This is a genomic window from Paenibacillus sp. FSL M7-0896, assembly GCF_037975415.1.
Classification (GTDB): domain Bacteria; phylum Bacillota; class Bacilli; order Paenibacillales; family Paenibacillaceae; genus Paenibacillus_AQ; species Paenibacillus_AQ silagei.
Map to the genome: position 1 here is coordinate 1,897,033 of NZ_CP150250.1, position 15,194 is coordinate 1,912,226.

The window sequence follows — 15,194 nt, forward strand, 5'->3', positions numbered from 1 at the left end:
TGAATGAAGCGATGGAACCGGCACGTGAGAATTTTGAATTACAGGCTCTCGAGATTATATATTTAGCTGCATTAACCGGGGAGAATGGTTTTCCGGGGTTAGCCGTAGATTTGGAAGCAGAAACGGAGAGCAGGCAGCGTGCGTTAATGAATGCCCAGATGAGAACGCTTGAAGCGAAGGGGTATCTGGAGATTGACTTCATGGGACTTGCCAAAGTTAATGAAGTGCTTCATGAGTGTATTGCCGCAGGTGCCAATAGTACTTCTTACCTCTGTCAGGTTGTACAGAACGGAGATAAGCCTTCTAGAATCTATTATTTTCATCAGGGGAACACGCGGTTTCAGCTGGAGTATCTGCCTGAGACCAATACATATATTATGCAGGAACTCTATGCACAGCATGAAATAATGTTCCAGGTTATAGAGCGGATTCCACTGCTCCAGAGTCTTGAAGGTGAAGGAGATTCTGAACAAGATATCTTCGAAGAACCGGACTTGGAGCGCTGGGCAGAGGAACTTCTTCACGCCGGAGCATCGCTATACGCACTGGCAGAAATCAGGTGCATCGGCAAGGAAGCTCAGGTCATCCGTGAACTGAACCTGGTGATTCATAAGAATCTGATGTGGGTGCTGAAGCGTGAACCGGAAGAGGAAATCACTCGGGACAGAGTAACATTGTCAACGGCTATTGAGGAGTTATGCCTATGGCTGCAAGCCGTGTAATGATCAGGGGGATCAGGAGATGTCAACAGCGGTTACCACAGTAATATTCAATGGAGCGAACAAGAAAACAATGGATTTGGATATCACCCTCACAATGACCACAGGGCAATGTCTTGAATGGCTGAAGCAGGCGGGCTGGCTCCCCGGTGACTGGGAATTCAAATGTGAGGTTAGCTGCACGGGAGAGCATTGGACAGAGCTTGGCCAACAAGTGGTACTCGCTGAGGTGATTCAGGGGGATGGGGCGCTTATCCGGATTTGGCCCTATTGAACAGGAGGATTATAGAGGAGGTTACATATGAAAAGCGTACATCTGGTCTGCTCGCCTGATCTCATCATGCTTTTGTCACGGTCACTGGAGAATGAGGGGTATGTGATCTCAGGTAAACATTCTACACTTCACAGCTTTATACGGGGCTTCAGCAGTAAAGAGGTAGATCCTTCTTCCATAGTCATTATAGAGGGCGGAGCAGGTCTCAGCACACCTGTGAAGTCAGCCGAAGTTGTCTCGTTCATGACATTGATCCGGAAGTATCTCAAAGCTACCCGGCTGATTGTTCAATTAGATCCGGCACTGAAAACAGATATTGAGTTCATCCGGACGATGGTCAATATGAATATTCACGATCTGCAGTTCACCACGGAATTCCGGGGTGAGGAGCTATTGAATTGGATCAGGGAGAAGAAAACGACAAGAGATTATTATAGCATCCTTGGCAAAAAGAAGCGCCTGTTCTCATTCAAGGGCTCAACCGCAGCCCCTGCTCCTGTTCAGCCTATGGAAGAATCTGAACAGGCTGCTGCCAGAACTGTGGATTCGCTTGCCCGTCCACAGCCGGCTGTAAGTCCAAGAACAGGAGCGGCACCGGCTGGTGTCAGGCAGGCTCCTTCCTCAGGCTCTGGCGGAGGGGGAGCTGCTCCCCGGCCGAGGCCAACAGCCCGGATAGAAGCTCCGGCAGCTGATGCCGGAACGCTGGAGAGTCTGGAACGATCTATACCGGCAGAAAGCCAGCAACAGCCTTCCTTAGCAGGAACTGCGAGATTACTAGGCAGCCATGTGCCGCTGGTGATTGGCATCTGCGGTGCCGGGGGAGAAGAGGATGTAGGTGCTGCGGCCTTTTTGCTGGCTGCAGGTCTGGCAGATCTGGGCTGGAAGCCGCTGGTATGCGGAGATAACCGGCCGGAGATCAGCTCGCTGGAGCAGATTGTATTTGAGGGCGAGCAAGAGGATTCCACTTCGACCATGTTTGAATATGAAGGGGTCACTTTCTATCGCAGGGGTTATGCGTGGGATATCTCAGAGCTCTTGGCCAGTGATTTCACTCATATTATTCTATGGCTGGATATTCATCAGGAGCGTAAGGGAATTAGCGGACTGGAGCTGTGGTGGAATTCGCAGATTCCTATCCTGATCGGTAATGGAGCCATGTGGAAATACGAGCTGCTCAAAGAGAAGCTAAACACGCTTAATCCGTATGAACGAAAGCGCTGCAGACTGCTGCTGGAGAATGGGCATCAGGAGGTGCTGCACATGCTGAAGAAGGACTTCCCGGAGATACAGGCGATGCTGATGCCTGCCCATCAAGATCCGCTATATCCGGATAAGGCGGCAGTGGAATGGGTGATGAAGCTGCTGAGTGTTCAGAAAAAACTCATTCGCAAGCAAACGCTGCTCTGGGCCATTGCAGGCACCGTTTTGTTTGTGACTTTACTATTAATAGGCATTGGATTTTCGTTTGTTCCGCAGAGCCGATAGGCTTGAAGCAGTAGGATACCTTACCAATGATTAAGGAGGCTGAATATGGATTCAGGTACGGTTAGAGGGCTCGCATTCAATTGTCACCGGTTGCTGTCTCCTGCCCAGGAATGCAAGGATAAAATGACCGCTGCTATAACCGGACTTCCGGGTTATTGGGTGGATCTGGGCGGGGAAGAGTTCAAGAATCACTGCACAGATTGGATCCGGAAGATGGAAACCTTCAAGCAGGCGATTAGCAGCCTTGAGACGGATATGCTGAGATATGCGGATACCCTACAGGCAGAAGAGAAGGCCGCTGCTGACCGGGCTAAAGCAGCTGCAACAAAGATGACGGGGAAAATTAAATAGCCTGAGAAAAGAGGTCATGAAGTGGCAGTACGCAAGCGCAAAAAAATTCTACGATACACGATTATTTCAGGTTCTCTTGTTGCCGTTATTACTTCGGGTGTATGGTTTGCAACCTACCGCCACTATAATGCCAAGCTGATTGACGAACGGGCCGCTTATGAGCAGCAGCTGCTGGATAAGGATCAGGTCTTGCAGCGTTACATGGATCAGTCCCAGACCGCTTACGTGCTGATGACCCCTAAGCTGGCGGGTGAAGCTATTGCTGCAGAGGATGTAATACAGGAGAAGCTCCCGAAGTTCTCCTCGCCGGATAATCTGATTAGTGAGTCCAAAGCGATTGTCGGTAAATACCTGAAGATTGATGTTATGCCGGGCACAGCAGTAACGACGCAGATGGTTCGTGATGAGGCGAGACTTGACCCGTCAGAGCGTAAAGAAGAGACGGAATATATTAAGCTTCCGCTCCGCCTTACAAAGAAAGATGTCGTTGATATCCGGATTGTATTTCCTAACGGTGAAGATTACATAGTAGTGGGCAAGAAATCGCTGAAGGACGTTGATTTGGCGAATCAGTACACCTTCTTCAATGATAATGAAGAAGAGGCGCAATTGCTTACTTCGGCTCTGGTAGATGCTTATATTAACAATGCAGAGCTGTATATGAAGCAGTATGTGGAGCCGGAGCTGCAGCCAGAACCCGTGATTAACTATGTGCCTAATCTGGATGTACTGGGCGTGATCAAGAGCAATCCGTCCATTATTGAACAGGCCAAGTGGGGGCTTGCCGAGAAGCTTCGTACAGAGTTGGATAAACGCCTTAAGGCTATTGACGATGGCAACAAAATCCGCATAGGAGCACAGGAACCAAGCGGAAGCGGAGTCAGCAAGCGGAAGTCTGAGCAGGGAGCAGCACTGGAGCAGGCTGCGCCAGTAGATAACTCTCAGTCAGTGAACGGAATTATAGATCAGACCCATCAGGCGCCTATCGACTCAAGTACAGATCAGAATTCAGCGGGCTTAACGGAGGATGCACCGGCAACTGAGAATCAACTGCTCGAAGGAGAGTGACAGCTGTGAATATCGTTGTGGCAGGAGATTGCGAGAAGCATGATTTCATACTTGCAGCAGCAATGCTGCTGAAGAATTATTTTAACAATGAGGTTATGGTCATCACGGATAACAACAGGCATTATCAGTATTTAGATGGAGAGGCGTCCGGTATAACGATCACAGATTCCTCTGTTACCGAGAAGCCGGATATTGTGCTGTATGACTGGCATCAGGGTTACCCGGAAGGACTGGTGGATGAGGTTACTGTCTTTGCCACCACCTATGAGCGTCACGCTATGGAGAACGTAGATACGCTGCTTAATCAGAAGCATATCCCGGTTGTATTGCTGGTTATTGAAGAAGAATGCGGGCTTGGCCTGAAGTATATAGATCATTATTATCCGGTGATTACTTCAAAGATTAGCTACATTAGCAGCCCGGGCAGAAGAATTGACTGGATTCATGATGGAAGAGTGAACCTGAAGGTTGATAAGGATTTCGCTGAGGCTGTAAATGACTTCTTGATTGAAGTCTGTAATGTTCCAAAGCATGAGATTAAGAAGCTGTGGCAGTATGCACGGAAACGGGGGTAGTTCATTGTGCTTGTAGCTTTCTGGGGACCTGCCCAAGGGCAGGGGAGAACGACCTCTAATATGGCCGCTGTCGCGGCAACCATCGCGCTGGATCATCATATCCGGGTGCTGATGACCCATACAGATTCCGGACAAGGCATGCTGGAGTATATCTTCTCACAGACAAGATCCCTTGGTCAGTCTGTAAGCAGCTCGGGCGGGCTGGATGCGATTCAGCGGCTGGTGCAGTGCGGGATGCTTACTCCTGAAGGAATACGGGATCATGCAGAATCTATTCTTAAGAACCGTCTGGAGCTGCTAAGAGGGTCGGTGAGTACGGAGAAGCATGGGCCGGAGCTGTTGCTGCCGCATATTTTTAAAGACTATAGACGCTTTTATGATTTGCTGTTTGTAGAGATTGCTGCCGGTGAAGACCCGGAGGTGGCTCAGATGGTTATGAAGCAGGCAGATTTAATTGTAGTGAATCTGAATCAGAGCCAGTCCAGTCTGAATGCCTACTTCACGCAGAAGGGCAAAGCTCCAGTGCCAGACAACAAGCCGGTTCTGTATTGTCTGGGTTCTTATGAACGTAAAGCCAGATTTAATAAAGAAAAAATTATGAAGCTATACGGATTACATAAAAATGAAGTCGGCTTCATTCCACAGCATATCAATTATATGGATGCTCTGAACGAACAACGCATCATTCAGTTCCTGCTAAAGACACGGGAAGCCAGGAAGCGGTTCCTGGATTTCAACGAGGATGTCTACTTCAATGATGCGGTGCGCCACATGGGGAAGCTGATCCTGCAGACTCTGGAGATATTCCCTGTAGTGGAATTGGACGCTGCGAATGATTAATATCATCCTGATCATTGTTGTGCTGGCTGCTATTGGAGTATTCCTGTACTTATGGGTAGGCAAAAGCAAGAAATCAGCGCCGCCTGCCGTTCAATTGAAGTACGATATGAACGAAATTGTGCAGTTTCTGAGGAGAGCCTTCGAGGAGATTATTGCGTCTTCACTATATGAAGGAAGCCCCAGCGAGGAAGAATACAACCGCCGCAAGGCGCGGCGCAGAGAGCTGCAGAAGGCGCTGCGCTCTTGCATGCACGGCGATTTATCGGCGAAGAGATATGTGAAGCTCTATATGAAGGATCTGCTGCTGCAGACCTATGGGCTGGATGAGGGGAATGCAGATAAGGTGATACCCTTCGGTCATGCTAACCGGCTGACTTCCCAGGACTGTTTCGACATCCTGCTCTATACCTTCAAGAAAGATTATGGGCAGAATGCCTTCAATGAAATGGTTAGCAAATACAATTTGGATACGCTGCATAGATTGCCTGATGGTTCTAAGGGCTACAAGGTTACCGAAGAGCAAATTCGCAGCATCTACAGCGCAGAGCATCCGGGATTGTCCTTTCAGGACAAGGTTGAGGTCATTGTACAGAGAGCGTACCAAATCTATAAAGGTCTGGGTGTGATCGATGAGCTGCGGGACCAGAATATTGACGGTGTCAACGGGGGGACAAGCGGGATGCCGCCGGATGTTGTCCAGACCACAGATTTTCTGGAGTATACGAAGCAGCAGCATTTCCTTCCGCAATCCTATGACGCTGTCTGGACCTTCTACCGCGGAAAGTCACTACATCTGGAATTCTTAAGCTTCGGTTCGGAGAAGGAGCTCAAGCGGGTCTGTCAGAATATTTACGGTTTCGGAAATCCGGGACAGCTGAACGAATCCAAGGGTTACATTATTAATGACATGGCGGATGGAAGCAGAGTGGTGGTGGTCCGGCCAAAAATGGCGGAGAGCTGGGCTTTTTTTGTCCGCAAATTCAATGACTCCCTGGTAGAACTGGAGCAGCAGATTACAGATGAAGGGGCGCCGCTGGCTATAGAAATGCTGGAGTTTCTGATTCTGGGTCATCAGGTTACTGCAATTACCGGCCGGCAGGGCTCCGGGAAAACCACCTTGCTGAAGGCGCTGATCAAGTACATTGATGCAAAGAACATCCGGATTCAGGAGACATCCTTTGAGATCTGGGCGAGAAAAATGTATCCGGGCAAAAATATTCTGTCCTTCCGGGAGACTCCTTCTGTCAGCGGACAGGATGGGCTGGATGTGCAGAAGAAAACAGATGGTGCGGTGAATATCGTCGGTGAAGCAGCCACGCACAGCGTTGTCAGTTATGTCATTCAGGCAGCCCAGGTGGCTTCCGAATATACGCTCTTTACGCATCACGGCAAAACACTGCCCAATTTGATCAGCGCTTTGCGTAACAGTCTTGTCGCTTCAGGAGCCTTCAGCAATGAGAAGATTGCCGAGGTTCAGGTCGTTGAGGCGCTCGGCTTCAATGTTCATCTGGTATTGCGTGCCGGCAAACGGTATATCGAGCGCATTACCGAGATCATTCCGGCGGACTCACAGTATGAGTATCCTCAGGAATATAAGAACCGGGAGACTCCTATGGAGAAGCTGGATGCATTCATGGATACCATGTCCGAATATTTCGGACGGATGACGGACCGGCGTGCTTACAGCTATACAGATATCATCGTCTGGGAAGCCGGGGAGTACGTAGCGAAGCAACCGATCAGCAGCCGGAAAAGAGAAGAGATGCTGAAGAATATGGATAAAGATGAGGCCGGGCGTTTCGAAGCCTTTATCGAACAATATTGGGGGCAGTCCGCATGAATCTGCAAACAGTAATGTTGATTGTCCTGATCTCCCTGGGCCTTTTGCTGGCTATTCTGCTTATTCTGCTCAGTATCGTGCAGCGCAAATTAAAAGGAACACAGTATCAGGAGCAAAGACGCCTGAAGGCACTGCTTCCCACACGAACCAAGGAGAAAAAATGGCTCGAACAAGCACATAAAGCCTACCCGGTATTGGATGAGTTGCCGGTGGTGAAGAAGCTTCTGCACCGTATTCGTTCACGCCTGACGATCATCCATGCCGGTAATGAGATCATGGTCAGAAGCCGTTCGGCTGCGTTGACAATCATGATAGTGGCCTGCATTCTGCTGATCTCGCTGCTGTCCTTCTTTTGGACCACTTCATGGGTAAGCCGGGTAACCATTATGCTGGTCTCCGTCTATATGGGAGGCATCCTGAGTGATCTCTTCATCGGACGGTTAGTGAAGCAGATGCTGTATGACCAGTCCTCCATGATTCTCGACATCCGGCATGAATATCATCAGACGCATATGGTACAAGTCAGCCTGGAGAATTCGGCGGAGCGCTCCAAGCCGATGGTTGCTGTACACGCCCGGCAGATTGCCGGAATTCTTGCGGCAGTAGATCCGGAGGATGAGCTGCAGAAATATTATGAAGTAGCACCGAACCGGTACATGAAGCAATTGGCCGGAGTCAGCTACAAGATAGGCGAATATGGTGATGCGGATATTCATAAAGGGGAACGTTCCATTTACTTGTCCATGCTCGGCAACATCAGAGAAGAGATCCATATGGATATTAACCGCCGGGAGCGGATTGATCGGCTGTTGTATGGTATCGTCTTTGTGGCGATTTCACCGGTCTTCATGCTGGACCCGATTCGTAATTGGGCGGAGAATATGTTTCCGATTGTATCTAATTACTATAATTCTGCGTGGGGGCTGTACTCATTAATCCTGCTGTATATCACCTTTATTGTATCTTTTATTGCGTTGCGGATTCTCAAGGGTGTGGATGAAGATACCCAGGCGATCAAGGATGAAGGGAAGTGGCTGAACCGGATGCTGAAGCGGAAATGGGTCTTCCGGGCAGCAGACCGGATTACTCCGGAAGAGCATGAGCCAGTTCATTTCAAAGTTGCCCGGCGATTGAAGGATGCCAACTCGGGGTTGTCCCAGCATGCGTATTATCTGCAGAAAAGCTTAACGGCAGCAGCGATTTTCCTGCTGGTTCTGGTGCTTCAATTCTCTATCCATGGGAGCATCAGGCATAACCTTCTGCACCCCAATGTGCAGATTACGACAGGCGGCAATCAGACCGAATCGCAAAGGATGCTCAGCGAGGAACGATATGCCTTTGAACAATCATTAATGGGCGAACTGACAGCAAAGGATATTACACCGGATGAGATGCTGATCTATATTCAGGAGAAAGCGGAAAACAAGCATTTTTTGCAGTTCAATACGGATCAGAATGCGTATGCGCAGCAATTGATTCATCAGGTAGACCAATATCATCAGGAATACTTCAAATGGTATGAGCTTGTGCTGGCTTTTACGCTGGCCTGTGCCGGCTTCTACGTGCCCGACCTTTTCCTGCTCATCCGCACACAGCTTCGGAAATGGGAAATGCAGAATGAGGTGGACGGCTTTAATACTCTCTCAATGATGTTATCCCAATTTCCCAATATTAGCGTGTATGAAATGATAGAGTGGCTGCACCGGTACAGCTACATCTTCGAACGGCAATTGCTGCGGTGCATGCTGGATTATGAGGCCGGTGGCTGGGATGCCATAGACCGGCTGAAGGAGGATGCACGGTTCGTCCCGCTTGAACGTCTGGCGGACCGCTTGCAGGTTGCGGCAGATCTGATTCCGGTGAAGAAGGCGTTTGATGACATGGATGCGGAGCGGTCGTTCGCCATGGATCAGCGCAAGGAGCACTATGAGAAGGTAATCAGCAGGAAGAACACACTGGGTAAAATGTTCGGGTTCTTGCCGATGCAGGCAACGTTCACCTTATATTTACTGCTTCCCTTCGTCTATATGGCCTTCCAGCAGCTGGGTGACCTGACTGTTGTAACTGGCAAAATGTGAAGGAGATACAGGCATGGAGAATATAGCAAGCTTCTTGAAGACCACCATATCCATTCTGATTACACTAGCCATCATCTCAGCGGGGCTGTTCCTCTGGGGGAAGACACAGCCTGTAGTCGAGCTGGCCAACAGCCAGGCGGCCGCACAGGCCAGGGAGCTCTCCGAGCAGCAATATTCCGCCTTCGATAACCAACTGGTCAGCGGTTCACAGATTCTGACCGCTTACCGGCGGTATGAATCGGAGCAGAACTTCTGTCTATATGTGGAACGGCCTTATGTCTATGGTCAGACTGATTCTAATAGATACATTAGTATGAACCCAAGCGGAGACGGCTATTGCCGTGCCTTTGATTACTCGGGGGGGAGATTCAAAGAGGGAACGGAGAAAGATTATAACAAAGTGAATGACAAGGAGATTTCTGACGCTTCTAACCATTACTATATCAGTCCCCAGTCCAGATTCAGGGCGACGCTGATCAAAGACCACAATGAGCGGATTGCCGCTATCTACTTCAGGGCTAAATAAAGGGAGGGCATTATGGAAAATATCTCAACAGGACTCAAATGGGTCATCGGGATCATCGTTACCATTCTGATTATCGCAGCCGGAGTCAGCATCTATCTGGTCATTAACAACTACTTCATCCGCGCCCAAGAGCAGACGCTGGCTCAGACCCAGATGATTAACCAAGCGGAGTTCAACAGTTATGATAACAAGGATGTCTCCGGCCAGGATGTAATTAATGCGGCGATGCGTTATAAGGGGCGCCCGCAGTTCGCGATAAAGATATATACAGGAGAGAATCCGACTAAAGGTTTCTATGCGCAGAATACGTACCATGCTAATTATATACATTCAAAGTCTGGGGATGTTGTTGATTGGACTAAGACGGAGAGTGAAGATGGTAAAAGTGTTTCTGAAATGCTGGATATAAAAAATAATGATTGTAATGTGAATACGCTGGGGCGCTTCCATGCTCAAATTTACAAAGACAAGAACGATGAAGTCAGACTCATTGTATTTTCACAGCCCGATGAATAGGGGAGAGGAGAGCAACTATGGAGAATATATCAACCGGACTTAAATGGGTGATTGGAATTATAGTGACAATTCTAATTGTAGCGGCGGGTGTAAGTATCTACCTGGTGATTAACAATTATTTCATCCGCGCCCAGGAGCAGACGCTGGCCCAGACCCAGATGATTAATCAGGCGGAGTTCAACAGCTATGATAGTAAAATTGTCTCTGGTCAGGATGTAATTAATGCAGCTATGAAGTTTAGAGGACGTCCACAGTTTTCTATTCTAATTAAAACCGGAGTAAATTTGGCGGGCTTTTACGCAGAGAATACTTATGCAACTTATTATAGTATCCCAGGAGAGTCAGAGGTCCCCCCCACCGATGGCTCCAATGATAGCCCCACCGCTAGTTTTGTGAAAAATAGTGCGGCAAAACAACACAGTGTCTCCCAAATGCTGGATCAGAGTAAAACAATACTTGATGCAGATAACTACAATGTAAATACACTCTCACTTTTTAAGTCAACTGTATATAGAGACAAGAATGATGAGGTCAGATTAATCGTATTTGATCAAAATAACATCAATGAAAAGTAGCACCCAGTTCCTCCTAACCCTCTTTGCCTGGATTTTGTTCGCTGTTGGCGGCTTTACGTTTCTGCGGCTGGAAGGGGAGAACTCTGCTGCTGAACTCCGGCAACCGGAGCAGCGAACAGTTGCATCCGCGCTTTACACAGGGACAGGTGATTTGAAGCGGATAAGCGGAGAGCAAGTGCTGGGCATGATCCCTGCGGCGCTCGAGGGGGACTATATTTTATATATCGACGGTACGGTTATTAATGAAGCTACAGATCTCACAGCAATTGATTTACGTGGAGTGCCGGGTGCGGCTTATCGGTTAGAGGTCACCCGGACGGATGAGATGATTAAGCAAATCTCTGCCACCCGTTGAGAAAGGAGAGCCTGTATGGCAGATGCACTTAAAGGTGTGATTATCGTAATACTACTGGCTTTCGTGTTCGGGGTGTATCCGGCATTCCGCCAATCCGAAGTTGTCGAGAGGAATACTAAGCTTGCAGCCAATGCAGCGGTGGTGGAATTCGTCGATACAGTTCGCAGTAAGGGGTATGTGGATGTAGGCGATTATGAGCTGTTCCTTCATTCGCTGGATGCCTCCTACGGTGTATTTGACGTCAAGCTGGAATATTACAAAAAGAACCTGCAGCCCTTATACGGTAATCCGGATGATTACTCCACATTCCAGAACAGCTTCAGTGTACGGTTCGATGGCTATTTCACCAAAGATATACTGAATGTCTTGTATCCGGCTTCAAGCGATTCCATTCCAGCGGATAATCCCCAGAGAAGATTCACTATGCATGTGGGCGACTTATTCAATGTCCGGCTGGAATCCGCAGGCACAACGCTGGCCTCACGGATGCGCTCTCTGCTGTTTCATAGCGAACTGATTCCGGTCAATCTGAAGTACGGGGGGATGGTACGTAGTGAAGCCCCTTAGTGTGGTGCTTATTTTTCTGATTCTGATCATCCCGCTGGTGCTTATGAATGACACGCGAGCGGAGCTTCAGTTATCCAATCAGGAGATGTATAAACGCTACTCGGATGACTTTCAGTCTGCGGTGGATGATGCGGGCGGCTATCTGGCACGGCTGGAGAAGCAGCCAACCACCACAGCGGTGCATTACGGGAGGGAACGGCAGCTGCAGATGGATCAGGATGTGCTCAGTGTATTTTACAGTAATCTGGCGATGAAGTTTGGACTGGAGAACAATCAGAGCGCAATCAATAATCTGAAAATACATATACCTGCACTAGTGATGTTCGGTTATAGCGGATACACCTTAGTGACTCTGGACGACACAGCCAGCTACAGCGGAGATAAAGAGTTGACACCCGTCAGTTGGCCTGAACGGCCCTATTACTATAAGCTGAGGAACGGAAATTTGCTTTATTTTACTTTGGATGATCACGCACGGGTGTATGATACGGGCTCTAATGAATTCTATGAAGGTGAGTATGCAGCACTGACTGCGGAGACCAATCTTGACCCGCTTACTTCGATTGATAGATTTCGTGAGGTGAGGCAGAGTACGATCACTTCACTGGTGGAAAAGGATCTGGCCACAGCCATTAACAGGCATCTGGAATTGGTGAGACGGATGGGGTTATCCGTGCAGTTCACCCTCCCACGCGGCTTGCAGGAGCAGTCTATACAGGACACCGGTATTATGGCGTTTATCCAGGGATATCCGCTTCCGGGCGGAGAGCTACTGGATGCTTACTCCTTAGGCAGCGGGGCGGTCATGCAGCGGAAGGGTCTGGTCGGAACCCGGAATGCCGCGGGCAGGCATATCGCTTACGGAGAAAACTGCGTACCAGCCGGAGCTACTATGATAGAAAGCCTATTCGACCCGGAGGAGGCTGTGCGAAAGGGGTATTTTATTGAGGATTGTTCGGTTTATATCCATTAGCAAAGGAGAAATGAAATGAAATTATTCGGCATCAGTAAAAGCTTAATCATAGGAATGAGTGTAATGGTGAGCATGGCATTGACGATGAATACTGCGGGGGCTGAAGGAACGTCATCCCAGGCGGTAAGCGTGATTTTTGACGGGATCAAATCCCCGTTAGCGGCAGGTTATCCCTATGCAGAGAACGGAATAACGATGATTCCGTTCCGCATCATCTCCGGCAAGCTGGGGACACAATCAAGCTGGAACGCAGCTACGAAGGTGCTAACCCTTAAGCAGAAGGAGAATAATATTATTCTTACTGTAGGTTCTTCCTATGCCAAAGTAAACGGAGTGCCTACAGCACTCGGAGCCAAGGTAGTACAGAAAGACGGGATGACGATGATTCCCCTAACGGTTGTCAGCGAGCTTCTGGGTGCAGAAGTCGAAGTGGATGAATTGATTCAAAGTGTACATATTCATACGCCAGGCAAGGAGCTTGGCAAGCTGGACGATTTCGGCAGAAAAATTCGTACGACAAACCTGCCAAAGAATTATAAGGACTACCCTTATATTCTGGAAGACATCCCAAATGAAATGTATGAAATGAAAAATACCATAAATTATATTGTCAAGAGAGCTGACACTGGGGCGAATTTGTATGCTATTAAAGAAGTGACAAGTGAAGGTATATCAAAGATCATTAAACGGATGAATATCGGATACGATCTGCGCTTAAATGTGGATTACAAGACCATCAATCCGGCAAGTTTTGCCCAAGAAGTCTTTAAGTATGAGAATCAGTCCGTATCCATTCGTGAGAATTATATAAGAGAATATGCTGAATGGGTGAAGAAGAACAGAATTCAGATTGAAGGGTCAATCGATCCAGAGCCTTCAGTCATGTATTATCCTGGAACAGGGGATTATCGTATCCGGTCCAAGTTCCGGTTCAGAATTAATAGTTTTACAGAGTATAAAGAATTGATGCTCGATGCGTATTTTTCGACCACACACTATATGAACAATGAGAGAATAAAAAAGGGAGTCTGGTATGAAGGGTATGCAGATATAGCGGTATCCACGAATTACTACAATGGAGACCCATTCGATCATATGACAGTAGGTGCAACTTCCAGTTTGTTTGAAAATTCAATTATGTATGAAGTGAAGTGATGGAAGATGCGGCTAGATAAGTCTATAAACATTGATTTGAGAGGGTGTTATCTATGAATAATAATCTAGTGAAAAGCATCAAAAAAACAATGGTTGTTCTGGTACTGTTGGCTACAGGCCTAGCTTCATTCCCAGCCTCCGGAGTAAGGGCAGATTCTGTTCAATTCAGTGATATTCCGGCTAATTATTGGGCGAAAGGCGGAATTGACTCGGCAGTAAAAAAAGGCATTGTAGTTGGATATCCCAGCGGACTATTTATGCCTAATGCGAATGTAAGCCGTGCAGAATTCATCAAGATGATCGTGACTGCCACTGGTCAAAATGTGGAGCCGACGGAAGGGAAATGGTATGAAGGCTACGTTAATGCTGCGGAACAGGCTAAGCTGTACGTTACCAGTGATTTTGCTAATTCGGAGCTGGAATGGAACGCGAAAATAACTCGCAAGGAGATGGCACGTATTGCTGCCCGTGCGACTGGATTAGAGACGAAAGAAGATGACAAGTGGATGTATCTGGCTGCGAAGACGGGCTTAATCTCTGGACTGGGCGCAGGCAAGCTTGGAGAAAAGGAAAATACCACTAGAGCCCAAGCAGTAGTTACTGTCGAGCGCGTGTTGACGGTTAAAGGCGGAGGTAAGCTGCCTATAGATAAGTACGCCGTTGGAAGCGCAGAATTGGTCTGGCACAAAACGAATATTTTTACGGTCATGCCGGAGATTATGACGACTGGTGATCCTGTGAAGGATTTAAATGCAGCCGATCTTTGGAAAGAAGATAAGATGAAAATCACTTCTAAGGATGGTCTTTATAGCGCCGAACTAGATGAACTGCTTGTCATTGACTTAGCTGATAAAAATGATCCGAATTTAGCTCGGATTCCTGATGTAGCTACTTTAAAATGGAAAAACACTACTGATAATACACCGGATGGGATAAAAATTGCTGGGGAATATTTGAATAGTTACTTGCTCTATTCTAAAGGCCATGTAAACTTCAATAATGATACTAAACGTTATTCACCAATAGGTGATTTTACAGCCGAATTCTCAGGTCTTGATAATTATTATGAGCGAGTGGCTTTTGTCAATGGACATTTAAATGCTCAAGCACTTGTATTTCAAAAAATACCTTTCGATTTACCAATGACTATTTTACCTAAAAGTGGGTGGAAGAATACTTCAGGCATATATATTCGTGTGGCCGTTCCGTCTTATTCTGCCTTCTATTCCTTACGAAATGAAATCTTAAAAATAGCAGGCCCTAATCGTACTCAGTATTAAGAGAGGTGGAGAAGCAT

General features: G+C 47.7%; 17 protein-coding genes. All 17 read left to right on the plus strand.

The features are described from left to right. Nucleotides 1-11 precede the first annotated feature (11 nt). Genes MKY12_RS07915 through MKY12_RS07995 form a run of 17 tightly spaced genes read left to right on the plus strand, consistent with a single transcriptional unit; the run spans nucleotide 12 to nucleotide 15,177 of the window. Nucleotides 12-722: a hypothetical protein gene (locus tag MKY12_RS07915; RefSeq protein ID WP_339313379.1), complete on the plus strand. Its 711-nt coding sequence runs from the start codon at nucleotides 12-14 to the stop codon at nucleotides 720-722. A gap of 19 nt (nucleotides 723-741) precedes the next feature. Beyond that, nucleotides 742-993, plus strand: coding sequence for a hypothetical protein (locus tag MKY12_RS07920; RefSeq protein ID WP_339313380.1), 252 nt, complete (start codon nucleotides 742-744; stop codon nucleotides 991-993). Between the two features lie 27 nt (nucleotides 994-1,020). Continuing rightward, nucleotides 1,021-2,478, plus strand: coding sequence for a hypothetical protein (locus MKY12_RS07925; RefSeq protein WP_339313381.1), 1,458 nt, complete (start codon nucleotides 1,021-1,023; stop codon nucleotides 2,476-2,478). Nucleotides 2,479-2,523: 45 nt separating this feature from the next. Beyond that, the gene (locus tag MKY12_RS07930) at nucleotides 2,524-2,829 is read left to right on the plus strand and encodes a hypothetical protein (protein WP_076079061.1); all 306 of its coding nucleotides are present in this window, start codon (nucleotides 2,524-2,526) and stop codon (nucleotides 2,827-2,829) included. 21 nt (nucleotides 2,830-2,850) lie between these two features. Then, a complete protein-coding gene (locus tag MKY12_RS07935) occupies nucleotides 2,851-3,897 on the plus strand; it encodes an SAF domain-containing protein (RefSeq protein ID WP_339313382.1) in 1,047 nt (348 codons plus the stop codon). Between the two features lie 5 nt (nucleotides 3,898-3,902). After that, nucleotides 3,903-4,472 (plus strand): hypothetical protein, encoded by a 570-nt coding sequence (locus MKY12_RS07940; protein WP_339255057.1) that lies wholly within the window; start codon nucleotides 3,903-3,905, stop codon nucleotides 4,470-4,472. A 6-nt stretch (nucleotides 4,473-4,478) separates the two neighbouring features. Further along, entirely contained in the window at nucleotides 4,479-5,312 is an 834-nt protein-coding gene (locus tag MKY12_RS07945; protein ID WP_339313383.1) for a hypothetical protein, read from the plus strand. Next, nucleotides 5,305-7,152: an ATPase, T2SS/T4P/T4SS family gene (locus MKY12_RS07950; RefSeq protein ID WP_339255059.1), complete on the plus strand. Its 1,848-nt coding sequence runs from the start codon at nucleotides 5,305-5,307 to the stop codon at nucleotides 7,150-7,152. The genes MKY12_RS07945 and MKY12_RS07950 overlap by 8 nt, the downstream gene beginning before the upstream one ends. Further along, nucleotides 7,149-9,230, plus strand: coding sequence for a hypothetical protein (locus MKY12_RS07955; protein ID WP_339313384.1), 2,082 nt, complete (start codon nucleotides 7,149-7,151; stop codon nucleotides 9,228-9,230). The genes MKY12_RS07950 and MKY12_RS07955 overlap by 4 nt, the downstream gene beginning before the upstream one ends. 13 nt (nucleotides 9,231-9,243) lie before the next feature. Beyond that, a complete protein-coding gene (locus MKY12_RS07960) occupies nucleotides 9,244-9,756 on the plus strand; it encodes a hypothetical protein (RefSeq protein ID WP_339313386.1) in 513 nt (170 codons plus the stop codon). A gap of 12 nt (nucleotides 9,757-9,768) precedes the next feature. Further along, nucleotides 9,769-10,272, plus strand: a complete 504-nt coding sequence (locus MKY12_RS07965; protein ID WP_339255062.1) for a hypothetical protein — start codon at nucleotides 9,769-9,771, stop codon at nucleotides 10,270-10,272. A gap of 17 nt (nucleotides 10,273-10,289) precedes the next feature. Continuing rightward, nucleotides 10,290-10,847: a hypothetical protein gene (locus MKY12_RS07970; protein ID WP_339313387.1), complete on the plus strand. Its 558-nt coding sequence runs from the start codon at nucleotides 10,290-10,292 to the stop codon at nucleotides 10,845-10,847. Next, nucleotides 10,837-11,202 carry a hypothetical protein gene (locus tag MKY12_RS07975; protein WP_339313389.1) on the plus strand — a complete coding sequence of 122 codons (366 nt, stop codon included), beginning with the start codon at nucleotides 10,837-10,839 and terminating at the stop codon, nucleotides 11,200-11,202. The genes MKY12_RS07970 and MKY12_RS07975 overlap by 11 nt, the downstream gene beginning before the upstream one ends. A 15-nt stretch (nucleotides 11,203-11,217) precedes the next feature. Further along, complete coding sequence (locus MKY12_RS07980) at nucleotides 11,218-11,769, plus strand: hypothetical protein (protein ID WP_339255065.1); 552 nt, start codon at nucleotides 11,218-11,220, stop codon at nucleotides 11,767-11,769. Beyond that, nucleotides 11,756-12,742, plus strand: coding sequence for a hypothetical protein (locus tag MKY12_RS07985; protein ID WP_339313390.1), 987 nt, complete (start codon nucleotides 11,756-11,758; stop codon nucleotides 12,740-12,742). The genes MKY12_RS07980 and MKY12_RS07985 overlap by 14 nt, the downstream gene beginning before the upstream one ends. A 15-nt stretch (nucleotides 12,743-12,757) precedes the next feature. Continuing rightward, on the plus strand, nucleotides 12,758-13,897 hold the full coding sequence (locus MKY12_RS07990) for a copper amine oxidase N-terminal domain-containing protein (RefSeq protein ID WP_339313391.1): 1,140 nt from the start codon (nucleotides 12,758-12,760) through the stop codon (nucleotides 13,895-13,897). A 53-nt stretch (nucleotides 13,898-13,950) separates the two neighbouring features. Continuing rightward, a complete protein-coding gene (locus MKY12_RS07995; protein WP_339313392.1) occupies nucleotides 13,951-15,177 on the plus strand; it encodes an S-layer homology domain-containing protein in 1,227 nt (408 codons plus the stop codon). Nucleotides 15,178-15,194: the final 17 nt, after the last annotated feature.